26 protein-coding genes and 1 tRNA gene are annotated in these 22,650 nt (G+C 63.5%); 7 read left to right on the top strand and 20 right to left on the bottom strand.

Annotated elements, in window-relative coordinates; translation table 11 throughout:
• Window positions 1-107: 107 nt before the first annotated feature.
• From ASH04_RS14100 to ASH04_RS14070, 7 genes are all read right to left on the bottom strand, one after another.
• Entirely contained in the window at window positions 108-425 is a 318-nt protein-coding gene (locus ASH04_RS14100; RefSeq protein WP_228139163.1) for a GyrI-like domain-containing protein, read from the bottom strand.
• A 116-nt stretch (window positions 426-541) separates the two neighbouring features.
• Complete coding sequence (locus ASH04_RS14095) at window positions 542-994, bottom strand: GyrI-like domain-containing protein (protein ID WP_027496057.1); 453 nt, start codon at window positions 992-994, stop codon at window positions 542-544.
• 163 nt (window positions 995-1,157) lie between these two features.
• Window positions 1,158-2,030, bottom strand: coding sequence for an SGNH/GDSL hydrolase family protein (locus ASH04_RS14090; protein ID WP_057473752.1), 873 nt, complete (start codon window positions 2,028-2,030; stop codon window positions 1,158-1,160).
• Window positions 2,031-2,250: 220 nt separating this feature from the next.
• Window positions 2,251-3,135 carry a glycosyltransferase family 2 protein gene (locus ASH04_RS14085; protein ID WP_162182895.1) on the bottom strand — a complete coding sequence of 295 codons (885 nt, stop codon included), beginning with the start codon at window positions 3,133-3,135 and terminating at the stop codon, window positions 2,251-2,253.
• A gap of 167 nt (window positions 3,136-3,302) precedes the next feature.
• Window positions 3,303-3,923, bottom strand: coding sequence for an acyltransferase (locus tag ASH04_RS14080; protein ID WP_235580006.1), 621 nt, complete (start codon window positions 3,921-3,923; stop codon window positions 3,303-3,305).
• A complete protein-coding gene (locus ASH04_RS14075) occupies window positions 3,920-4,762 on the bottom strand; it encodes a glycosyltransferase family 2 protein (protein ID WP_094714916.1) in 843 nt (280 codons plus the stop codon). The genes ASH04_RS14080 and ASH04_RS14075 overlap by 4 nt, the downstream gene beginning before the upstream one ends.
• 261 nt (window positions 4,763-5,023) lie before the next feature.
• The gene (locus tag ASH04_RS14070) at window positions 5,024-6,157 is read right to left on the bottom strand and encodes a hypothetical protein (RefSeq protein WP_200937322.1); all 1,134 of its coding nucleotides are present in this window, start codon (window positions 6,155-6,157) and stop codon (window positions 5,024-5,026) included.
• An 82-nt stretch (window positions 6,158-6,239) separates the two neighbouring features.
• Here ASH04_RS14070 and ASH04_RS14065 point away from each other — a divergent pair, with 82 nt between their 5' ends.
• Window positions 6,240-6,788 (top strand): hypothetical protein, encoded by a 549-nt coding sequence (locus tag ASH04_RS14065; RefSeq protein WP_027496056.1) that lies wholly within the window; start codon window positions 6,240-6,242, stop codon window positions 6,786-6,788.
• A gap of 49 nt (window positions 6,789-6,837) precedes the next feature.
• Here ASH04_RS14065 and ASH04_RS14060 read toward each other — a convergent pair.
• From ASH04_RS14060 to ASH04_RS14040, 5 genes are all read right to left on the bottom strand, one after another.
• Window positions 6,838-6,910 (bottom strand) — tRNA-Ala (locus ASH04_RS14060).
• 56 nt (window positions 6,911-6,966) lie between these two features.
• Complete coding sequence (sepX, locus tag ASH04_RS14055; protein ID WP_032371228.1) at window positions 6,967-7,839, bottom strand: divisome protein SepX/GlpR; 873 nt, start codon at window positions 7,837-7,839, stop codon at window positions 6,967-6,969.
• Window positions 7,840-7,988: 149 nt separating this feature from the next.
• Window positions 7,989-8,636: a GNAT family N-acetyltransferase gene (locus ASH04_RS14050; protein WP_032364078.1), complete on the bottom strand. Its 648-nt coding sequence runs from the start codon at window positions 8,634-8,636 to the stop codon at window positions 7,989-7,991.
• Between the two features lie 37 nt (window positions 8,637-8,673).
• Window positions 8,674-9,933, bottom strand: a complete 1,260-nt coding sequence (gene glp / locus ASH04_RS14045; protein ID WP_027496053.1) for a molybdotransferase-like divisome protein Glp — start codon at window positions 9,931-9,933, stop codon at window positions 8,674-8,676.
• Window positions 9,934-9,966: 33 nt separating this feature from the next.
• Window positions 9,967-10,920 (bottom strand): UTP--glucose-1-phosphate uridylyltransferase, encoded by a 954-nt coding sequence (locus tag ASH04_RS14040; RefSeq protein ID WP_027496052.1) that lies wholly within the window; start codon window positions 10,918-10,920, stop codon window positions 9,967-9,969.
• A 106-nt stretch (window positions 10,921-11,026) separates the two neighbouring features.
• On the opposite strand from ASH04_RS14040, the gene ASH04_RS14035 reads away from it, so the two are divergent.
• From ASH04_RS14035 to mscL, 4 genes are all read left to right on the top strand, one after another.
• Window positions 11,027-11,623 (top strand): 5-formyltetrahydrofolate cyclo-ligase, encoded by a 597-nt coding sequence (locus ASH04_RS14035; RefSeq protein WP_057473751.1) that lies wholly within the window; start codon window positions 11,027-11,029, stop codon window positions 11,621-11,623.
• Window positions 11,624-11,766: 143 nt separating this feature from the next.
• A complete protein-coding gene (locus ASH04_RS14030; protein ID WP_027496050.1) occupies window positions 11,767-12,111 on the top strand; it encodes an FmdB family zinc ribbon protein in 345 nt (114 codons plus the stop codon).
• Between the two features lie 89 nt (window positions 12,112-12,200).
• Window positions 12,201-12,863, top strand: a complete 663-nt coding sequence (locus ASH04_RS14025; RefSeq protein ID WP_032388588.1) for an RcpC/CpaB family pilus assembly protein — start codon at window positions 12,201-12,203, stop codon at window positions 12,861-12,863.
• A 94-nt stretch (window positions 12,864-12,957) separates the two neighbouring features.
• Window positions 12,958-13,437, top strand: a complete 480-nt coding sequence (mscL, locus tag ASH04_RS14020; RefSeq protein WP_027496048.1) for a large conductance mechanosensitive channel protein MscL — start codon at window positions 12,958-12,960, stop codon at window positions 13,435-13,437.
• Window positions 13,438-13,546: 109 nt separating this feature from the next.
• Here the strand turns inward: mscL and ASH04_RS14015 are convergent, their stop codons facing one another.
• The 7 genes from ASH04_RS14015 to ASH04_RS13980 all read right to left on the bottom strand — a co-directional run bounded on the left by ASH04_RS14015 (window position 13,547) and on the right by ASH04_RS13980 (window position 20,703).
• On the bottom strand, window positions 13,547-13,996 hold the full coding sequence (locus ASH04_RS14015) for a hypothetical protein (RefSeq protein ID WP_057473750.1): 450 nt from the start codon (window positions 13,994-13,996) through the stop codon (window positions 13,547-13,549).
• A gap of 120 nt (window positions 13,997-14,116) precedes the next feature.
• Entirely contained in the window at window positions 14,117-14,899 is a 783-nt protein-coding gene (locus tag ASH04_RS14010; protein ID WP_057473749.1) for an MspA family porin, read from the bottom strand.
• 764 nt (window positions 14,900-15,663) lie between these two features.
• Entirely contained in the window at window positions 15,664-16,161 is a 498-nt protein-coding gene (locus ASH04_RS14000) for a MogA/MoaB family molybdenum cofactor biosynthesis protein (protein ID WP_197077495.1), read from the bottom strand.
• An 89-nt stretch (window positions 16,162-16,250) separates the two neighbouring features.
• Window positions 16,251-17,774, bottom strand: a complete 1,524-nt coding sequence (locus ASH04_RS13995) for a trypsin-like peptidase domain-containing protein (protein WP_080731856.1) — start codon at window positions 17,772-17,774, stop codon at window positions 16,251-16,253.
• A gap of 100 nt (window positions 17,775-17,874) precedes the next feature.
• Complete coding sequence (locus tag ASH04_RS13990) at window positions 17,875-19,269, bottom strand: HAMP domain-containing sensor histidine kinase (RefSeq protein WP_094666207.1); 1,395 nt, start codon at window positions 19,267-19,269, stop codon at window positions 17,875-17,877.
• A gap of 56 nt (window positions 19,270-19,325) precedes the next feature.
• Entirely contained in the window at window positions 19,326-20,012 is a 687-nt protein-coding gene (locus tag ASH04_RS13985) for a response regulator transcription factor (protein WP_027496041.1), read from the bottom strand.
• Window positions 20,013-20,088: 76 nt separating this feature from the next.
• Window positions 20,089-20,703, bottom strand: coding sequence for a trimeric intracellular cation channel family protein (locus ASH04_RS13980; RefSeq protein WP_032364082.1), 615 nt, complete (start codon window positions 20,701-20,703; stop codon window positions 20,089-20,091).
• Between the two features lie 114 nt (window positions 20,704-20,817).
• Here ASH04_RS13980 and ASH04_RS13975 point away from each other — a divergent pair, with 114 nt between their 5' ends.
• On the top strand, window positions 20,818-21,099 hold the full coding sequence (locus tag ASH04_RS13975) for a PASTA domain-containing protein (RefSeq protein ID WP_032371235.1): 282 nt from the start codon (window positions 20,818-20,820) through the stop codon (window positions 21,097-21,099).
• On the opposite strand, the gene ASH04_RS13970 is transcribed toward ASH04_RS13975, so the two are convergent.
• Complete coding sequence (locus ASH04_RS13970) at window positions 21,096-21,524, bottom strand: VOC family protein (protein WP_057473747.1); 429 nt, start codon at window positions 21,522-21,524, stop codon at window positions 21,096-21,098. The genes ASH04_RS13975 and ASH04_RS13970 overlap by 4 nt on opposite strands.
• 78 nt (window positions 21,525-21,602) lie before the next feature.
• On the opposite strand from ASH04_RS13970, the gene ASH04_RS13965 reads away from it, so the two are divergent.
• Entirely contained in the window at window positions 21,603-22,619 is a 1,017-nt protein-coding gene (locus ASH04_RS13965; protein WP_027496037.1) for a magnesium and cobalt transport protein CorA, read from the top strand.
• The last annotated feature ends 31 nt before the right edge of the window (window positions 22,620-22,650 follow it).

Raw genomic sequence — 22,650 nt, 5'->3', positions numbered from 1 at the left:
ACTCGAATTCACGTTCCCTATACGGGCTTGTCAGCGCTCGCCAATAGTAACCGGTTCGTCGGCGATTTTGTGATTCGAAAGTGACAAATACATGAAGAAGACCTCGTTTACAAAACGATCGAAACGAAAAGTTCCACTTCTCCAGCATTCGTAACGACTTCTACTTCCTCGGCGTAAGCACGGAATAGCGTCCCGGATCGAACGCACTCGTCGACTTGCGCCCAGACGTCTTCGATCGGATCCGCGAGACCACCACTGGGCACGAACACTGCAAACACACCAGTCGGTATGGATACGAACACATCTCCCACAGCGACGTCACTCGGAGAGTCCAGCGGGACACCGACGAGTGCATTGACGGTGCCGTGCGCATCGGGGACATACACGGTGGTCACCTCCGTGGCGTCGATGTTCTTCTCGCGCACACGATCTCGGAGGAATCCCATCCATTCGCTGCAACTGGCCTCGGCACCGGGCTCCACCCGCGGTGCCACCAACCCACCGAACAATTCGGCACTGCGCGCGGTGATCCGAAAGCTCATCACGAACCGCCGGGCTGCGTGATGGCCAAATACAGGTCGACTTTGTAGGCGTGCGGGTAGCACTCGTAATCACCGGTGAACGATCGCACTATCTCCCCGTTCTCCTCGGCGTGATCGATCTGATTCCACAATCGAGTGAGAACGTCGGGAAAGTAACCCACCGCGGAGAATCGGGCATATTTTGCAGACGGCACTTTTGCGATCAAATGCCCACGCGTCACCTGCCCGAGCGACGAGCACTGGTAACCGACTATCTGTGTATTGTACGATCCGATTCCAGGGGCGAAGTCCGTGTAGATCGACGCAAGCGGTCCGGCAGTCTCCTGATTGAGCACTGCGGACCACGCCTGGTTGAGGGCAGGATCGTTCAACCGCCCGAGTGCTCGTTTGGGACTGCGAACGGGGAGACCGGCGACCCACGTTTCGGGGAGGTCGACGATCTCGAACGACATTCACACTCCGTATGGAAGTTGCAGGGGCAGATCCAGCGCTCGGATCGTCGGTTCACGATATAACCCGTCAATCTACCGGGCCGACCGGTACGCAGATGATCGTTTGTTCAACAGGATGTGTCACTGGGTCTTGTCCCCGCGCATTGTGACCGACGAAGCGACGTCACCGACCGATTGCGTCGAGCACCAATCCCGCCATCGCAGCGCTGCCCAGCGGGGTCGGATGCAAGAACGGTGTCGGACCGAACGTCATCGAGCCCGTGAACCAGCGCTCTGCAATCGGTGCGCATGCGTCGTGGCCGACGGCCGGCCCCGCCACATCGACGAACGTCGCCCCATGTCTGACGGCACTGTCTCGAAGCACGGAATCGAACCGGACGAAGAAATCCTGCACGAACGCCGCGTCGGCACCGTGCAGATTCGAGTCCGGGAAACAGCCCTGATGGTCGAAGTAACCACCGTGACCCACCAGCACGACGACGGCGTGTGGTGAACGCTGCGTAATCGCGTCGAGTACGCCGTCCAACACCGGCCCCAGCTCCCCCAGCCTCTGGTCTATCTCCTGGAGGACCACGGGGTTGTTTCGGCACCGAGGATCTTCCTGCGGCACAGGTTGCAGGCACGGCCCGATCAACTGCGCCCAATTCAGGTCGTTGCCGCCTATCGAAAGGGTCACCAGCGTCGTATGAGGCCGCAGTGCATCGATCTGAACCGGGACACGATGAGGCAGTGGCGTGTACGTGCTCTGCGGCGTGGACACGACGTGTGCGCTCGTCGCCCCACTGCACGCGACGCTGGCGAAGGACACAGGGTGCAGTGCGCTCGCGATCATGGCCGGATACGCCGCGTCGGATCGTCCACAACCGTCTCCGCCGGCATAGGACAACCACGCGGGCCCGGCAGCCCCGGAGTCGCCCAGAGCGACGTAGTGGACGGGGTTGTCGACGACGACGTCCGCCGACGCAGTCCCGACGAGCTGTCCCGTCAGCAGAGACAAGGCAAGACCGACGACGAACGTCCGAACATCGAAGCGCACGACACGCCCCCGCCTGCTATGCGGCCGCCCGACCGGCCACCCCGACTCGACTCTCGGATACCCGCGGGTCGAAGAACTACGAGACAGTAACACCGCGTCGGCGATCACGCGGGCCTGTATCGAACCGTGGGGCCGGTTCCGGGGGCGGCAGCAGATACAGCGAGTAGATCGGCGCTACCGACCGGACAATCGTCGCGTACCGCTCGAATCAGCCGTGAATTTACTCGGCCGACGCCGTGGTGGCATATTCGCCATCGCGAACAGGTGACGAATATTGTTGCGATGTCACGCCCTCGTTCGAATGCGACACCGGCAGAATTCGCGGCTCGCATCCGGACAAAATTCGAGTCAACGGCCAATGCACGGTATGCAGAATCATGTCCGCGATCAACAGTCGACGCAGCGCCTTGTTCGCCAAATCGTGGTGGGCCCATGTTCGGTAGGAACTCAGCACATAATGACGATATTCGAGGGGCGGAGTCAGCAGCCGCCGACCGGACACCTCGACGCACATCGTTTTGATCAGCGCGATCTGGAGACCGACGCGGTACAGGCACAGCGAGAGATCGATATCCTCGTGCAGGTCGGTACGCAGACTCACGCGGTCGCGGGCGGCTTCCCAAGCGGAGCGGCGAATGGCGAAGTTGTTACCCGAGGCCGCCGAGACCCGTAACTCGTCGGGTTTGCGCTTGGTGGAGTAGTCCACGTACGCGCCGTACGGTGCAGCCCACGGGGAGTCGTACAGGTAGATCGGCCCGGTCACCGCCGCGTAGTCCAGTCTGCGGTCGAAGAAATCCAGAATCGACTCGGCCCAATCCGGAGCTACCCGAGTGTCCGCATCGATACGTCCGATGATGGATCCTTCGGCCCGATCGAAACCGGCGTTGCGCGCATGAACGACGCCTCGCTTCGACTCCCGGACCAGAACTATCTCCGGAAACCGGCGGCTGTAGCTCGCTACCACGCCGGCGGTATCGTCGGTGGAATTGTTGTCCACCACGATTATTTCGTGAATGTGTTCACGTTGCGCCAATAAAGCGTCCAGGCATCCACCCAAATGCGCCTGTTCGTCGAATGCGGGCACAACAACAGAAAGAGTGTTCACAACGCCAACCCCTGACACCTTTTTGGCAATGCGTAGCTCGACAATTTCCGAAGCGAATGCAAAGAGTGCCGAGCCTCTGACGCAGATGATGCTACATCATCAATTCGACGAAATAAGTCGTCCAATTTCGGATCGATAATAGCCTTTTGTCGATATCGACAAGCGCTTTATCGATCGTTCGTCAGAGTATTGCTCTCGAAATCAGGCGTCGCGCCCGCTATGGCTCGCGCGTCGGGTAGATCGTTCAACTCCCGGCGACGAGCGGCTGGACTGCCGACGTACACCGCGTCCGGTTCGCAATCCTTGGTCACCAACGAGTTCGCCCCGATGATGCATCCCTCACCGATGCGGACCCCGGGCATGATCACCACACCGGACCCGATCCACGTGCCTCGCCCGATGGTGACCGACTCGCCCCTCAGCAAGCCTGCCCGTCGCCACGACGGTCCGACGTCATGGGTACTGGTGATGATCCGAACGTGGTCCGCCAGGAACACATCGTCACCGATCACGATGTCGGCAACAGTGTCGAAGTGGCACCCGAAATTCACGAAGACCCCGGTGCCCATCCGTACCGACCCGCGACCCTGGATCATCGCGCCGCCGTATATCAAGCACGGCCCGTCCGTCCGGACTCCCGCCGGCCGCAGCAAGGTCGCCCGCAGTACCGCCGGAACGAACGGCAGGTTCGCCACCGACACGAGGGTTGCCTGACGCATCTGAAAGAGGGCCCACTTGACGTTCGACGAGTCGCTCGCCCAGGTCGGGATCAGGGAGCGCAGGTTCACGCGGCCTCTCGCATCCGTTCGTCGGAGAGCGCACGGTCGTCGACGGGTAGCGCGCGCGAGGGCACCGCCGAGAACATTCTCGAGATGGGCCAGCGCAGCGTGTGCAGGAGCCAATCGATCGCAACGATCCGGGCCAGCTTGGCCGATGCGAGCCCGTGCTCCTTGTAGGAGCGGTAGCCCGCGATCGCGTAGTTCACGTACTTCACCGGAGAGGTAGCCGATCGCCGGCCGGAGACCGCAGCCTTCATACGGCCGTTCTGAGCAAGCGGCAACTTCTTGCCGACCAACGACAAGCACAGATCGATGTCCTCGTGCACGCAGGTCTTGTCGCTGACGACATCCCGAACCTCGTGCCAAGCAGATGCGCGGATTGCGAAATTGTTGCCCGATACCGCCAAGGCGCTGCGCACCGACGGGTCGCGCTGCTCCGCTCGAGCATGTTGCCACGCCAGAGGCCGGGCCCACGGCGACTCGTACAAGTAGGTTCGCCCGCCCGCTGCCGCAACCGTGGAGTGCTCTCCGAAGAATTCGATGATGGAGCGTGCCCACCCGGGCCGGACGCGCGTATCGGCGTCTATGCGGCCGATGATGGACGACTGCACGAGATCGAAGCCTGTGTTCCGGGCATGCACGACGCCCCGATTCGGCTCGTGCACCAACTGCACCTTGTCATTGACCTCGCACAGGGTCTCGACCAGATCGAGCGTCCCGTCGGTCGAGCCGTTGTCCACCACGACGATACGGTCTATGCAGTTTCCCTGATCGAGCAGCAGATTCAAGCATTCGCCGATGTGGTCGACCTCGTCGAGCACCGGAATTACCACACTGAGAGTGTTCATTTCGATCCCCTGATTGAATTCGACACCTACCGAACGCGCAGGCACGCGTATAAAGATACGACATCAGCCACGCGAACACTAAAGTCAGCCGAAGAAGCAGCCCCAGCTCAGAGCGCCGAAAACTGCAGCGTGACGCGATTATCGGCGCTAAGCAATCCAAAAGACCGTTTCGGGTCAATGGTGCTCATAACACGTTCGAAAGAATTCGATTCCCGTTAATAATCGAATGTTGTTCGAATCCGCCATATTGCCGGAAATGCCTCAGCTCACGCGACGACGTATGAGGCCGATGGATATCGATCGTGCTCGTCGTAAATACGACGCAGCCTGTCGCCAGTGTCTTCGGCGGATCGCCGTGTCTACTGCCGCAACCACACCATCGTCGGTCACGCCTGCCTCTTCCATGGCAGCAAGCCCGTTTCGCAGGTGGTGGCACTGACGGTTCGTCAACGTCAAGGACCTGACCGCATGGAGATCGATGGGTCCTGGAAGGGCAGCACTCTCCGCACCTGCAGCGGCCAACCCGATCTTCGTCCTGATGCACTTGAAGCACACTCCGCAGTTGAATCGACCGTCGCGATTCTCCCAGCACACCCGTAGATGCTTCATCGCCGTCTCGTCCAGGCCTATCCGCCGGAGCTTGCCGAGCCGATTCACCTCCAACTCGTGGTGATCGAACGTGACACTGCTACTCGACCACAGCGGGTCCAGATCGGGATGGGAACCCCACGGCAGCAGATCCCAGCGACTGTTGGACGACGGAATCATGACGGTGCTCACATGCTGCGACAACGCCAGCCCCACGTGAGCCAGGGCGGCTCCGTGAAGGTCGTATCCCCAATCGAGCGGCAATCGGTCTCCGAACGCCGACCTCAACGTGGTCTTGACCTCGATCAGCGGCTTGCCGAGCTCCGCGGCCGCGTCTCGGGCACTGGCCAGTGCCCGAGAGGCCAAATCCTCGTTCCCGGCGGAGATGTCGAAACCGTGAACGAATATCAAATGGGTGATGCGATCGGATTGGGTGATTGCCGAATAGAAGCTGTCCACGCCTCCACTGAAGAAGCAACCCACCCCTCGGCCGTCGGACAGTGCATCGGAAGGTTCAGCCGATACCGATATCCCATGAAACCGTCTGGGATACCAGTCGAGAAACACTTTCTGCGCCTCGGGAGCGCCTCGAAGTGCCGTCGAATCCACCGGGCCGTCGAAAGCGATACTCCACTTCTTTCGCATTCCCGCTACCAGCATCGGAGGAAGCCACGGAGTCGCCGAATGGTCCAACTCGTAATTCGACGCGGTGGTCACCACAGCCTCTTTGCCGAGAGGCGTCACTATCCGGGCCGCAATTCGATGAGCCTCGGTGTCCTCGACATGCACGGTCATCTGGCTGGTCACCGTATGAAGTGTGACACAAGCGCCGGCGACGTAACGCCGCACCGACAACTTACGGAACCGGCTGGTCGGTAGGGTCGGATGTGTGCACACGGTCAGGATCGAGACTGCCCTGTACGACGACGTCGAACTCGTCTATCAGGACGACTCCGTGGCCGGCTACTACCTGTCGACGCCATCCAGCCGCGTCACGTTCGTTCGCACCGGACCGCAGACCGCGGACAGGACTCCCCTAGGCACCCGACGGTCCACAGATATTCGCGCGACGGTCGGCGGTGACCCGATTGCGGTGCAACTGGGGTCCGCACGAGTCGTGAAACGCTCGTATCGAGTACGTCTGGCCTACCGAGACCGCGTACTAATGCTTGCCGCGAAAGACCTCGAGTCCAGCGCACTGATCCGCGGCGACACGGACCGCGGCAACGACTCGTTCGGCGACCTCACTCGCGAGTACGACGGCGGAGTGAGCGCGTTCTGGGGCCTACCGTTCACGTTCTTGCGCACGAAGCTCGAACCGCCGACGCCGACGGCGGACGAAGCGTTGGTCGGCATGACCGCCGCAGCGGCATTCGGCACCGGAGGACTGTCCGTCACCACGATCGCAATGAGTGCACTGAGCTCTGTATTGCCTTGATTCACAACGAAAGCCGCCACTCGAGGTGAGTGGCGGCTTCGTTTCGGGGTGGAGCTGAGGGGAATCGAACCCCTGACCTTCTCGATGCGAACGAGACGCGCTACCAACTGCGCCACAGCCCCGTTTGCCGTCGTCTCGACCGGCTGGGCAACTCTAGCAAAGCCCCTCGGGACCGCTGTTACGCGCCCTGTGCCCGACGGAAATCGCCGTCATCGTCGCGGCGTGCCTGGAACGGCTCCTCGTAATGATCGAGATGCTCGAACTCCGGGTCCTCGTCGTCGATCTCGAGCACCACGGCTCCGGGTCGACGCAGACGCTGCGGCACGAGTTCGAGCTCTTCGTCGGTCTCCGATTCCACACCGAGGCGCGAGCGACCCATGCGGGTGAGTCGTCGTCGACGAATCTCTTCTTCGATCTGCACCTGCCTGCGCAGGTAGTACAGGTATCCGACGAGGACTGCGACGGACAGTCCGCACAGCCACCACACCGTCGGGGAGATGATGAACGCCAGTGCCGCGGTCGTGATGGCGGCGAACACCAGGCCGAGAACCGCGCGCTGACGGAAGGCGTATCGGGCGGCCCGGGCGATGGCGTCGGCCTCGGGATCGAATCCGCCGCGGCCGCGTCGGCGAGGCACGAAGTCGTCGTCGACGACTCCCGGCTCGTGTGCGGGAGAGCTCGCGCGAGGTGCGTCGTGGACCGGTTCGTCGCGTTCGAGGTCGTTTTCTTCTTCTGCGTGAGTGTCCATGGGGTCCTCCGCGGTACCGGGTAGATCGGGTGAGTCCGAACGAATCGACGCGAATTTCGGGCCGAAGATCTCGCTGGCGGGCGCGGAGACCCGCAGGTCGTCCTCCGGCCGCCAGTCGGGATCACTGCGGTGGCCGGTCGCGGGGCCGCGCTGCTTGCGCTTGGTGCCACCCCGATGCAACACGCGCGTGGCGAGTGCTGCGTCCGTGGTCTGCATGATCTGCGGACGCTTGGTCATCAGCATGGGAAGAAGAACGAAGAGCCAGACGGCCACGAGACCGATCCAGATGATCGAGTTCGGCATCGGCGATGTTCTCCTTCCTCAGGCGACAGCGACAGTCGAGACGCCCTCAGGTTATGTGGAGCAGGTGCGAGAACCCCGCAGACGCGCCGACCCGAATTACACTCCTGTCACTTTGACAACATCTGCAACCGAACACCGTGGAGTGAGCGCTATGCCCACGCAGCCCTGCCCGCGCGGACCAATCGATCGACGACCGATCCCTGCACCTCTCCCGAGGTGATCGCGACGAGTTTGTGGTCGCGCCACTCGCCGTCGACGTCGAGGTACTTGTAGAGCAGGCCCTCTTCGCGGAAACCGACGTTGCGCAGCACGGCCTGGCTGGCGAGGTTCTCCGGACGCACCGTTGCCTCGACGCGGTGCAACCCGACCGGTCCGAAACAATGATCGAGTCCGAGCGCCAGCGCCGCGGTGGCGACACCTTTGCCGTTGACTTCCTTGGACACCCAGTACCCGATCCACGCCGACCGGAGCGCGCCCCGCACGATGTTCCCGGTGGTGATCTGCCCGCAGAATTCGCCGTCGACCTCGATCACCATCGGCAGCATGTGCCCCTTGCGTGCCTCGGACTTCAGGCCCGAGCACAGTGTGGGCCACGAGGAGATGTGGTGTCGGGAATTCCAACTGCCCTCACCGCTCGGCTCCCACGGCTCGAGGTGTGCGCGGTCCTGGGTGCGGATTCGACTCCAGGAGGCTGCGTCGCGCATGCGGACGGGCCGAACCGTCACCGTTCCCCCGGCCACTCGCACTGGACCCAATTTCGCCGGCCAACCCGGGTGGCTCGACCACGTTCGCGGCATCAGTCGATCGTATGCGCTGCGCGTGTGAGCGCGTGCGTCAGCCGCGCTGAGCGAGGAACGAGACCTTCACTTCTTCGCCGGTTCGGATCTCGGTGACGTCGGGATCGATGACGACCAGGCAGTTCGCCTCCGCGAGTGTCGCGAGCAGATGAGACGACGAGCCCGGAGCACCGCCGAGAGCCTGGACGAGATATTCGCCGGTGCCCTCGTCGCGCATCAGTTGCCCTCGCAGGAATCCCTTGCGGTCCTCGATCGATGTGATCGGTGCGACGGTCCGCGCGGTGACGGTCCGGCGCAGTGGCTGGCGACGGCCGAGTGCGATGCGAATGAGTGGACGGACCATCACCTCGAACACCACGAGCGCGCTGACGGGGTTGGCAGGCAACAGGAACGTGGGCACCTCGTCGCGTCCGAGCTGGCCGAATCCCTGCACCGAGCCGGGGTGCATGGCAACCCGCTCGACTTCCATGTCCCCGAGTTCGCCCAGCGCCTCACGGACGCCATCGGACGCGCCTCCGCCGACCGCGCCTGCGATGACGACGATCTCGGAGCGGATCAGCTGGCCTTCGACCACTTCACGCAGTCGCTTGGGGTCGGTGCTCACGATGCCGACGCGGTTCACGTCGGCTCCGGCATCGCGTGCTGCAGCAGCGAGGGCGTAGGAGTTGACGTCGTACACCTGGCCGGGCCCGGGGGTCCGATCGGTATCGACCAACTCCCCGCCCACCGAGATGACCGACAACCGCGGACGCGGGTGCACCAGCACCTTGTCGCGTCCGACGGCGGCCAACAGGCCGACCTGCGCGGCACCGATGATCGTTCCCGCCCGCACGGCCACGTCGCCGGGTTGAACGTCGTCGCCGATCTTGCGCACGTAGTCACCCGAGCGAACCGGACGGAACACCTTGACACGGGCGCGGCCGTTGTCGGTGCGATCCAGCGGCAGGACTGCGTCGGCCAACGTGGGCAGCGGCGCGCCGGTATCGACCCGCACGGCCTGACGCGGCTGCAGCCGGATGGGCTGACGCGAACCCGCGGAGACCTCGCCGACGACGGGCAGCGTCAGGTCGATGCGCTCGTCTTCCTCGTTACGCAGGTCGGTACCCGCGGAGGCGACGTCGACACTGCGTACGGCATAACCGTCGATCGCGGCCTGGTCGAAGCCGGGAAGGGGACGCTCGGTGACCACTTCCTCGGCGCAGAGCAGACCCTGCGCTTCCGAGATGGCGACCCGAACAGGCCGTGGAGCCACCGCCGCTGCGGTCACCCTGGTCTGTTGATCTTCGACCGAGCGCATCTGGCCCTTCCTCTATGGCATCGACCCGCGATGCTATTCGTACGTCGTCAGTTCCGGTGCCCAGCTGTCGCTCAAGCGTTCGTTCAGCCATTCACGCAGCGCGGGACCGTAGTCGTCGCGCTGCAAAGCAAAGTCAACCGCAGCGCGTAGGTATCCCCCGGGATTTCCGAGGTCGTGTCTCGATCCACGATGCACCACCACGTGAACGGGATGGCCCTCCTCGATCAGAAGTGCGATGGCGTCGGTCAGCTGCAATTCGCCGCCGGCACCGGGCTCGATGCGTCGCAACGCGTCGAAGATCGCGCGGTCGAGCAGATAGCGGCCCGCGGCAGCCAAGTTGGACGGTGCCTCTTCCTTCTTGGGCTTTTCGACCATGCCGGTGACTTTGAGGACGTTCGGATTGACGGCATCGGGCACGATTTCGACGGAGAAGACGCCGTAGGACGAGACCTTGTCGTCGGGAACCTCGATGGCGCACAGCACCGAGCCGCCGCGCTTGGCGCGCACCCGGGCCATGACGTCCAGCACGCCCCGCGGCATCACCAGATCGTCGGGCAGCAGCACCGCGACCGAATCCTCGTCGTCGTCGAGTGCTTCCTCGGCGCATGCGACGGCGTGACCGAGTCCGAGCGGTTCGTGCTGAATGACCGATTGCACGTCCAGAAGCTTGGGGGCGACGCGTACCTTCTCGAGCATTTCGAGCTTTCCGCTCGCTTCGAGCTTCTTTTCCAGAACGAGGTCCTCGACGAAGTGGGCGACGACGCCGTCCTTGCCGGGAGAGGTGACGATGACCAACCGTTGTGCACCGGAATCTGCCGCTTCTCCGGCGACGAGCTCGATACCGGGAGTGTCGACGACCGGAAGTAGTTCCTTCGGAACGGTTTTCGTGGCCGGCAGGAACCGGGTACCCATGCCTGCGGCGGGGACGATGGCCGTGCGGAAGTGCACAGGCGTGGCGGCGGTCGTCGCTGAAGCGGCTTCTGTCATGGTGCTCACCCTATCCGTGGTTTCTGGAGATTGGCTCGGCGTGTGCCCCGTTCGACCCCCGAGTGCATATCGTTGAACGACAGCACGAGAGGGAGAGTGAACCGTTGTGAGCGTTCCCGAATTTTCGGAGAACACGCCGAAGGATCTGTGGCGGGAGCATGTCCTCGCCGAACGCCGACTGCTCGACGATGCGCAACGCGCGATGGAGTCCTCCGCACTCTGCCATGCCGTCGGCGAATTGGCGGCCGAACACTCGGTCGTGGCGGCGTACGTTCCGATCGGCCGGGAGCCGGGGTCGATCGAGATGCTCGACGCGATGGCCGCGGCCGGAGCCACGGTTCTGCTGCCGAGTGCCCATGAGCCGGGGCCGCTGAAGTGGGCGCGTTACGAGGGTCGCGATGCGTTGGTGCGGGCACCGTACGGGCTGCTCGAGCCGTCGGGTCCACTACTAGAGCCCGACGCCGTCGGGCAATGCTCGGTGGTGCTGCTACCTGCGCTGGCCGTCGATCGCCGCGGTGTTCGGCTGGGCCGCGGAGCCGGGTTCTACGACCGGACTCTCGACCTGTGCAGCCCCGAGGCCATGCTGGTCGCCATCGTGCGCGACGAGGAGCTGTTCTCCCGGCTCCCGGCCGAACCGCACGACCGCCGCGTGACGCACGCGCTGACTCCCGGCGGCGGGCTCGTACGCTTGAGTACGGAATAACGCTACGATTCGATTCGTTGGCACTCCTGACTGTAGAGTGCTAATGCTCTCCCCAGTTTCGACGAACAGACAAGACACCGGCGGTGTTCGGCCTCGGCCAGCAGAGCGCGAACCTCCTCGGTGACCAGCGCGGAGGAAACACGATGCCCACCTACTCATACGCCTGCACCGAGTGCGACAACCGCTTCGACATCGTCCAGTCCTTCACCGACGACACGTTGACGGTGTGCCCGGCTTGCTCCGGCAAGCTCCGCAAGTTGTTCAATTCGGTCGGCATCGTCTTCAAGGGCAGCGGCTTCTACCGCACCGACAGTCGGGGCAACTCCGGCACCGCCAGCGAAGGCGCGAGCGAGAAGAAGTCCGACGCCGCGGCCACGAAGTCGGAGACCAAGAGCGACTCGAAGCCGGCCGAGAAGAAGTCGTCGGATTCGTCCTCGTCGAGCAGCTCCTCCTCGTCCTCCACCACGAAAGCTGCTGCCAGCCAGTAGTTTTCGGATCCATCCACAGGCCGGTCTGTTATCCACAGGCCGGCCTTTTCGGTCTCTTCAGGCCAGTTGGGACCGCTACCGTTCCGGTCATGGCTGCCCGCAAGAACCGACTGGACTCGACGCTGCTCGACCGCTTCGCTCAGCGTCCCGCGTGGGTGGGATCGGTGAAAGTTCGACGCATCGCCGCGGGCATTCTGGTGGCCGTCGCAGTCCTGCTGTTCGTCGACGACGCCGCAGGCGACGATCGCGTCCGCGTCGTCACGGCCGGCCGCGACCTGACGCCGGGAACGATACTGACGGCGGCCGATGTTGCCGTCGCCGAATGGGATTCGGCCACGGTGCCCGACGGCGCAGTGCTCGATTCCGTCGACGTGGACGGGCGGACACTGACCGGCCCGGTTCGAGCAGGCGAATTGCTCACCGATGTCCGACTGCTGGGCTCCCGAACAGCCACCGCGGCGGTGGGGGTCGAGGCACGCGTCGTACCGGTGCATCTCGCCGATGCGGGCGTGACCGACCTACTCAGAGAAGGCGACCGGGTGGACGTCCTGACCGTCGAAACTCAGGAGAATCCCGACGCCCCACCTGCAGCTCGGATACTGGCATCGGGGGCGATGGTGGTGCTCGTCTCCGCCGAGGCCGGCGGGGGTCGGCAACGAGATCGGGTGGTGTTGCTCGCCCTACCGACCGAGGATGCGACGACGGTGGCGGCCGCGTCGCTGGTGAGCGCTTTGACGGTGACATTGCATTGAGTCGGTGCCCGGGCGATTCACGGGGTCCGAAGTCGATCGATCTGGGTTAACGTCTGGCGAGACCGAAACATACCAAGAGATCGGAGAGCGGCTCATGCTGAAGGGATTCAAGGACTTTCTGTTGCGAGGCAACGTGGTCGACCTCGCGGTCGCAGTCGTCGTCGGCGCAGCATTCACGGCAATCGTCACTGCGTTCACCACGAACATCATCAACCCGTTGGTCGCCGCTGTCGGTGGCAGCAACGAACTCGGGTGGGGAATCAAGATCCTCAGTAGTAACGACGCCACGTTCATCAATATCGGCGCGGTCATCACGGCGATCATCAACTTCATCATCATCGCCGCGGTCGTGTACTTCGTGCTGATTCTGCCGGTGAACACCGCGAAGAAGCGCTTCGTCAGCCAGCCGGAGAAGGAACTGAGCGACGTCGACGTGCTGGTGCAGATCCGCGACATCCTCGCAGGGGGAACCGCTGCAGGACAGAAGCTTTCGACCGCGGCCGACACCACCGGCGGCAGCGGCGAAGCAATCGATTCGCCCTCCCCCGACCTCGGTAAGCACTCGAAGGACTGACACCGGTCTGCTTCGACGAATGAATGCGCCAGTCATGCACTCTGAGTGCATGACTGGCGCATTCATTCGTTGTGGGGCGTGCGACAGGCCGAGAGGGCCCGTCAGGCGATCAGTTGGTGAACGTGGTCAGCGGTAGCTCATCGAGCGTGATCGAGGTGCCGTCCGCCTCGCAAGAGGACTTCACTGCTGCGCCGTTGTCGACGAACGCCTTGCCCGACTCGCTGTCGGGTTCCGACAGTTCGAGCGTGTCAGCCGGAATGGCGTCCGCGAACGTCGTCATCGCGCTGGCGACGTCACCGGACGCGGTGCCGGACAGTGACTTCACCTTGTCGACGGCCGCCTGCTTGTCCGCAGTCCACTGCTCGATGTTGGCTGCCGACCCCGGGCCCGCTTTCACCAGACCGACGAACGCATTGTGGTCGGCGGCGAAAGAGTTGCACACGTCGGTGTTCTGACCGGTGGCTGCCGAATCGTCACCACCACTGCAACCGGTGAGCAACCCGAGAGCAACGACGGCTCCGGCGGCGAACACTGTGAAACGGGCTTTCGGGTAGGTCACTGCTTCTGCGCCTCTCTACATGTCGAACTACGTTCGAGCCGAACATAGTTCAGGCCCGCACGGAGAATCCGTGCGGGCCTGAACCGGAAGAACTAGGAAACCAGAATCAACCGATCGAGATCAGTTGAGGCGAGTTGCCGGGCCGTACGTGGTGATCGAGTCACCCTTTGCGCTGAGCAGGGTGACGTACGGACGAACCGTGACGTTGCCCAGGATGCCCGTAGCGGTGCCGTGAACGCCGGCGAGCTGGATGGAGCCCTGAGCGCCTGCAGCGTCACCCTCGGTCTTGGAGATGTTCGCCTCTTCGTTGAAGGTGGCGATTGCACTCTCGGACTGAACGACGCCGCCGCCGGGAGCGAGATCGATGGTCGCAGTTGCCTGCGGGATCAGCTGAACGCCGATGTCGAGGTTGCTCTCAGAAGTAGCTTCGGTCTCGATCGGAACCGTCAACGGGTTGATGTTGGCCAGCTCACCAACGGTGCCCTTAGCGCCGATGGAGGAGTTGTTGCCGCTGCCGATGCCCAGGTTGGCCGAAGGCGAAGCCCACTCGACCGACACGCCGCCGTCGAGGCTCAACGGGTAGCCGATCTGCAGGCCGGCGGTGAGGGTGCCCTCGAAGTCGTCAGCCGTGGGGCCCTGAACGTCGAAGGATGCGCGGCCGTCGTAGAACCACTCACGGGTGAGCGGGTTTCCGTCGAGAGGCGCAACGCCGCTGACGAAGGAGTCGGACAGCGTCAACGTCACGGTGTTGCCATCGGCGTCGACGATGGACTTCGCGCTGTCGACAGCGGCAGAAGCGGTTCCGGTACCGAGCACCAGGCCGACTACCGAAGCGCTGGCAGCAACTGCGACGCTCATGGACTTGAGTCCCCGGCTGCGCCGCGACTTCTGGATCTCCGTCATTTATTCCTCATCATGTTCAGTCCCAGCGCGGTGTCGCACGGGGAAGCTTGTGGCTTTCACCCTCGAACTGAATCGCACGCGTCAGTGTGTGCGAGCCCGAGCCGGATGGAGCCTGAAGGCCACATCCTCGATTGTTCAGTTCCGAGATGAAGGGCGCGGCACCGGTTGGTCCCACGCCCTGATCCCTTGGAAGCTGAGGGGAACATTAGAGGAGATGCCTGACCGTGACAATCCCTACGATCGACGCCCAAACGTTGCCATCTCGTGATGTGTTTCGTCGGCGTGAACATCTTTCACACCCGTGTTAGCGATAACCTGCGTCACAGCATCTCCCGAGAAGTGGAAACCGTTACACGCGCCGATCAGGAGTAAAACGACCCTGATATGGGAAGACGCAGCGGGAGTCCTGTCCGGATTGAACGATTGGACCGTTCCACACCCCGCCTGTGGTGTCCGTTTTCGGCGGCTTCGCCCGGCACTACCGCCGGGTAGGTCGCTAACGACAGGTAAACGACTAACTAACAGAGCTGTCATTCCAGCCAACAAAATGTGTTGTGGATCACACTAAAAGTAATGGGGTGGTCGCTGCTGCTTCAACCAATCGACCGACAAAGAGTCGCCATCGGGCCCGTCGGCCCGGTCGTCTCCCGTGGTCTCCGGCAGCACGTCACCGAAGATACGAGCGAGCCGGGCCCGTTGTGCTCGGGCCCGGCTCGCTTCGTCGTCCGGTCGATTCTCGATCGGCTCGTCGTTCATCGCAGTGCCTACGCGTCCAATCCCGACAGTTCGGCAATGACCTGACTCGCCAGCGGAGTCAGCGTCGCCATACCGTCACGGATCGCCGCACGGGACGACGCCAGGTTGACCACCAGCGTGCTGCCCGATACTCCGACCAGTCCCCGCGACAGGCCTGCGTCCAACGATCCGGCTGCCAGACCGGAAGAGCGCAGCGCCTCACTGATTCCCGGTATCTCGCGATCGAGCACCTCGGCCGTGACGTCGGGAGTCACGTCGCGAGGCGAGACACCCGTGCCGCCGACGGACACCACCAGGTCGACACCGCCGATCACCGCAGTGTTCAGCGCATTCCGCACGTCCACTTCGTCGGCCGTCACTGCCACCACACCGTCGACCAAGAAACCGGCCTCGGTCAACAGTTCGGTCACCAGCGGACCCGTCGAATCCTTCTCGTTGCTGTGAGCAGTGCGGTCGTCCACGATGACGACCAACGCGCGGCCGGCCAAAGGTGCGTCGAGTTCCATACCGCTCACCGTAGTAGTAAGGCCCGTACCCGACTCACGCTGTGCGTAAATAGTTGCAATGGTTCCGTGCCTACCGGCTTCCCTGAGCATCAGCGACCGCCCGGGAACGACGGGATCTGCAGTGACGGGACCTGCGCGGCGGGTGCCGCAGCCGGCTCGGCCGTGCCCAGCGTCACGTCGACGGTCTTCTCGCTGCCACCGTCCGTGTAGGTGATCTTCACCGAATCGCCGGGTGCGTGCGAACGCACTGCGGCGATCAGCGCGTCACCGCTGGCGACGATCCGATCGTCGACCTTGGTGATGACCGCGCCCTTCGGAATGCCTGCCGCCGCAGCCGGGCCACCCTCGGTGACCTCGACGACGGTTGCGCCGTTGGCATCGTCCTTGGACGGCACCTGCACACCGATCATCGCTTGGGTGGCCTTTCCGGTGGTGGTCAGCTCGTCGGCGATCCGCTTGGCCTGATCGACCGGGATCGCGAATCCGAGACCGATCGAGCCGCTCTGCGCGCCGGAGCCCTCACTACCGCCGAGAGTGGCGATGGCGGTGTTGATGCCGATCAACTGGCCATCGGTGTTGACGAGAGCGCCACCGGAGTTGCCGGGGTTGATGGCCGCGTCGGTCTGAATGGCGTCGATCACCGAGTTCTGGTTGCCGGACTCACCGGACGTCGATACCGGGCGGTTGAGCGAGGAAACGATGCCGGTGGTGACGGTACCGGCCAGGCCCAGAGGCGAGCCGATGGCGACGACCTGCTGGCCGACCTCGAGGTTGGACGAGCTGCCCAACTCGATCGGCGTCAAATTCGTCTTTCCTTCGGCTTTGATGACGGCCATGTCCGAGACGGAGTCGGCACCGACGATGGTCGCGTCGGCCACCGACCCGTCGGCGAACGCGACGGTCAGCTTGCCGTTGGCCCCTGCGCCGGTGGCCACGTGGTTGTTCGTCAGGATCAGACCGTCACTGCTGAGGATGACGCCGGAGCCCTCACCTTCCTGCTGCGAGCCCTTCACCTGAATCTGCACGACACTGGGCAACACCTTGTTCGCGACGGCCTGAACGGAACCGTCGGGGAAATTGGCGGCCGGCTGAGCGGCGGTGATCGGTGAGTTCAACGAATTGGTGACACCGGCGTTGTTGCCGTTGGCGTTGTTGGTCGCGATGGCACCGACCGCGCCGCCGATTCCGCCGCCCACGAGAACGAGAGCAATCGCTCCGGCCACCAGAGCAGACCGACCCGGGCGAGTCTTCACGGTGCCGGATGCCGAATGAGGCTGCGGCGCAACCTGTTGGGGCTGCGCATGCTGGCCGGGGTTGTGCTGACCCGGGTTGTGCTGACCGGCCTGCGAGTCACCGTGCTGACCGTAGGGGCCGTAGCCGGGCTGGTACTGATTCTGCCCGTAGCCCGCGTACTGCTGCGGGTAGCTCTGCTGGGGATGCGCCTGCTGGGGTGGGAACTGCTGCGTGGGATTCTGCTGCGTCGGATTCTGCTGGGTGGGCTGGTGCTGAGTCGAGGGATCGTGCTCGCCGCCGTGTGAAGCCCGGTCCGCAGGATGATGCTGTGCACCGGCATCCCGTCCGGGCTGTTCTGGTTCGTTACGGTCGTCGCTCATCGCTGTTGCTTCCTTCGATAGAGACCTCGGCTTCGAGGTCGCCCGCCTTCTTGCTACTCACTGTGCAGGGCGGTACTGAGAGCGCGCTGAGACTCGCCTATCAGTTTGCCGAGAGTGTCTCGTGGTCCGCGGCACCCTCACCGGGCAACACGATTCGAATGAGCGCTCCACCTCGCTCGGACACCTCGACGGCAATCGTGCCGCCGTGTTTGACGACCACCTGCCGCACGATGGCAAGTCCCAGACCGGATCCGGGCATCGAACGCGATGCCGTCGAGCGATAGAAACGCTCGAAGACGAGTTCGCGGTCTTCCTCCGGAATGCCGGGGCCCGCGTCGTCCACTGTCAGCTCGAGCAGGCCTTCACCGATCTGCCGCATGGCAATTCGGACTTCTCCGCCGCTGGGGCTCCACTTGGCCGCGTTGTCGAGCACATTGAGCACTGCCCTCGACAGGCCCGCCTGATCTCCGTAGACGAACCACGGCATGAGCGTGGCATCGAAGTCGATCTCGTTGCGACGCCTGCGAGCTCGTTCGAGGCTGCGCTCGACGGCATCGGCCAGGTCGACCCGCTCGAACACCGTCTCGGGTGCGTCCTCGCGTGCAAGGTCCACCAGATCACCCACCAGCGTGGACAATTCCTGGATTTGCGCCACCACGTCGGTTCTCAGCTCGGCCATGTCCTCGTCGGGAATGGACGGTGCACCCGGACGCCCGGCCGCGATCAACAGTTCCATGTTGGTGCGCAGCGACGTCAACGGTGTTCGAAGTTCGTGCCCGGCGTCGGCGACCAATCTGCTCTGCCTGCCGCGAGATTCGGCCAAGGCTCGGAGCATCGTGTTGAAACTCTCGGTCAATCGGGCCAATTCGTCGTCGCCGGTCACCGGAATCGGCGTCAGATCGTCGGTACGCGCCACTCGCTCAGCGGCCGCAGTCAATCGTGCGATAGGCCGTAAACCGGTGCGCGCCACGGCCATGCCCGCACCCGCCGCCAGCACGACACCACAGGCTCCCACGATCAGCAGAACCCACGCCAAACGATCCAGCACTTCTCCGGTGGGCAGCAGTCGCTGCGCCACGATCAGGGTGCTGCCGTCCTTGGTACGCAGTGCGAGTACCCGCTGATCGTCGAGAGTGCGCAGCGACGAAGCCTGCTCTCCGCGCACCACAGCAAGTTCCGAATCGCCGACGGGCACCTTGGGTCCGGGCGGGTTGTAGCTGGTCATGTCGGGGTAGATCAACGCCACACTGACATCGGTGCTGTACAACGTGGCACCGGCCACGAACCGTGGGTCGTAGGACACCAGGTCCGATTCCGCCAATGCCGATGCGCGAGAACGCAACTGCGTGTCCACGTCGCCGTACAGCGCGCGCGAGACCACGGTGTAGGCAGCGATGGCCATGACGGCCACCGCGATCGCCACGACGGACGCAGCCAACAGCGTCACCCGCCACCGTAACGACACCGATCTCGTCAACGGCGTCGGTGGCCGCATCGGTGCCGGCGGAAGTGCGACACCGTCGGGCGTCTTGCGCCCGAACGAACTGCCTATCACGGGGGCGTCTCGCGCAGGACGTATCCGACACCGCGAACGGTATGGATCAGCCGCGACTCCCCTTCGGCCTCGGTCTTGCGCCGCAGATACCCGACGTACACCTCGAGCGCGTTGCCGGAAGTCGGGAAGTCGTAGCCCCAGACCTCTTCGAGAATGCGACTTCTGGTGAGCACTCGGCGCGGATTGGTCATGAGCATCTCGAGCAACGAGAACTCGGTCCTGGTGAGGCTGATCGAACGCTCGCCGCGCGAGACCTCACGGGTGACCGGGTCCAACGACAGGTCCGCGAACGTCATGGTCTCCGAGTCGATGCCGGCTTCCATCGCTGTGCGCCGCAACAATGCCCGCAGCCGAGCCAGGAGCTCCTCGAGCGCGAACGGCTTGGGCAGGTAGTCGTCGGCGCCGGCGTCGAGACCGGCTACGCGCTCGGACACCGAATCACGTGCCGTCAGCACCAGGATCGGCAGGTCGTCGCCCACGCTGCGCAATCGCCGACACACCTCGAGGCCGTCGAGACGCGGCATCATCACATCGAGCACCAACGCATCGGGACGCGCCGCAGCTACCTGTTCCAGGGCATCGAGGCCGTCGACCGCCAGGTCCACGGTGTACCCGTTGAACGTGAGCGACCTGCGCAGCGATTCGCGCACCGCTCGATCGTCGTCGACCACCAGTATACGCATCGGTACAGTTTGTCCTGGTCGACTGAGACACGGCTGAGAGGGGTGGTCGGTCGGTACGCGCTCCGGCAGTCGAAGCTCACAACGTAGGTAGGTTCCGAGCCTGCGGCAGATTCCATTTACGCCACAGAGCGAGCAATCTCAGGCCGGTCGCCAGTATCGTCCCCGCGACCAACCCGACGTTCTCCGGCAGAGTGAGCGCCTCGGCCACCACGACGGCCGTCGCGCCGAGCAGCGCAGGTAGGGCATACAGGTCGCGGTGCAGCAGCAGGGGCACGTCGTTGACGAGGACGTCCCGGATGACGCCACCGGCTACGGCCGTCGTCGTCCCGATGAGCGCTCCGGACAGGGCACTACCGCCGACACTCAGGGCGATCGTCGCGCCCGTCGAGGCGAACAAGCCCATCCCGAACGCGTCGAGCACGAGCACACCCCGACGCACCTTGCCCATCTGCCGATGCGCGACGAACACCACGAGCGAGGCGAAGAACCCGACGGTGACGTTCGGCCAGGTGTCCAGCGACGTCGGTGGATGGATACCGAGCAGCACATCGCGAACGATGCCGCCCCCGATGCCCGTCGTGATTCCGACGACGCAGACCCCGAACAAGTCGAGTCGTCGATATACCCCGACCAGTGCACCCGACGCCGCGAAGACTGCGATACCGATGTATCCGAGGAGGTCGAGAAGCACCGAACGAGCATGTCATGCGACTGACAGCTGCTTCACAGCAACATCGAAACGCCGTCACAGCCTCCAGGAGCACGGTTGCGTTGTCAGAGAGCGCCGACGAGTAAGGACGAAGACATGGGTATCGGATTCAAGAAGACGATCGCCACCCTCGCGGTGGCTGGGGCACTGACCCTCGGCGGCGGCGCTATCGCCGACGCAGCACCCGACCGCGCGACGCTTCCCGCAGTGGCCGGAATGACCGAATCGGACGCGGTGCAGGCATTGTCGGATGCAGGCTTCTCCGACGTCAGCTCCGACTACGACCGTCCCGACGCGACGGTCGTCGGAACCAACTTTCAAGCCGGCGACAAGGTCAGCGAGAACGCCGCCCTTCTACTGATAGTCGGTGCGGGCTAAGACAGCCGAACCGTCCCGTCGTCGTCGACGCTCCAACCGGGGTTGTGGCAGATTTCCCAGATGACTCCGTTGGGGTCGACGATGTGGGCGTGATAGCCACCGAACGATGTTCGCTGAGGTGTCTTGATCGGTGTCGCGCCCGCCGCGAGGGTGGCCGCGAACATCGCGTCGACGGCTGCTGCGTCGTCGACGTTGTGCGCCAACGTGACCGAGCCGAGGTCGTGCTCGCGCGGCGGCCGTCCCAGATCCCCGTCGAACGCGGTGGCGTCGTACAGACCGAGCACCGCACCGGGTCCGATCTGGAAGAACAGAATCTCGCCAGGAACGTCCAGCAATGGCGTCCACCCAAGCCCGTCGCAGTAGAACGACCGGGCTGCATCGAGATCCGCAGTGGCCAGAGTGGTGAAATGAACTTGCTGCTGCATCGCCCCATTGTTTCAGGCGATAGTCTCGATCGGGTGCCGTCCGGCACATTCGAAGTTCTCGAACCGAGGTGACCCGAAGTGCCGATCGTCGACAATGCCGTCTACGTCGAGGGAAAGCGGACCGCGAATCCGGAGAGTCTCGACATCACGTTCGAGTGCATGCGTGACCGCCACGGCATGGCGTGGATCGGCCTGTACCGTCCCGAGATCAGCGAAATCAACGCGGTGGCTACGGAATTCGGGCTTCACCGACTCGCCGTCGAGGATGCCATCGCGGCACATCAGCGGCCGAAGCTCGAACGCTACGCCGAGCAACTGTTCGTCGTGCTGCGGCCCGCCCGATACATAGACGAGACCGAAAAGGTCGAATTCGGTGAATTGCACATTTTTCTCGGAGCCGATTTCGTCGTCACGATCCGTCACGCCGAATCACCCGAACTCGGCCTCGTCCGCCACCGGCTGGAGGAATCTCCCGAGTTGCTCGCGCTCGGACCCGAAGCCATCCTGTACGGAATCCTGGACCAAGTGGTCGACGAGTACGTCCCCGTGGTGAAGGGACTGCAGACCGACATCGACGAAATCGAGGATCAGCTGTTCACCGGTGATCCCAGCGTATCGCGGCGAATCTACTCACTGCTACGTGAGGTGTCCGAATTCGACCGTGCGGCAAAGCCTCTGGTGGAGATGATCGAATCCCTCAAGCGCGGGTCCGACAAGTATCACGTCGATGTCGAACTGCAGCGAAACCTTCGTGACGTGTTGGACCACGCAATTCGCATCTCCGACCGCATCGAATCGTTTCGATCCAACCTGCAGAACGCGATGACGGTGCACTCCACCATGGTGGCGCAGCAGCAGAACGAAGAGATGCGGAACATGACGCAGGTCAGCCTCGAGCAGAACGAACAGGTCAAACGAATCTCGTCCTGGGGCGCAATCCTGTTCGCGCCGTCGCTCATCGCCGCGATCTATGGCATGAACTTCGAGGACATGCCGGAACTGAAGTGGCACTTGGGTTATCCACTGGCGCTGGTCGCCATGGTGATCTGCTCCAGCGCGCTCTATGTGGTGTTCAAACGTCAGAAGTGGCTGTAGAGCGGCTGCGCCGCACGTGAGTGGAAGTTCG

Origin of the sequence: Rhodococcus sp. Leaf233 (genome assembly GCF_001426165.1) — a bacterium.
GTDB classification, from domain to species: domain Bacteria; phylum Actinomycetota; class Actinomycetes; order Mycobacteriales; family Mycobacteriaceae; genus Rhodococcoides; species Rhodococcoides fascians.
The sequence above is the reverse complement of the archived record's forward strand: the minus strand, read 5'-3'. Positions and strand labels throughout refer to the sequence as shown.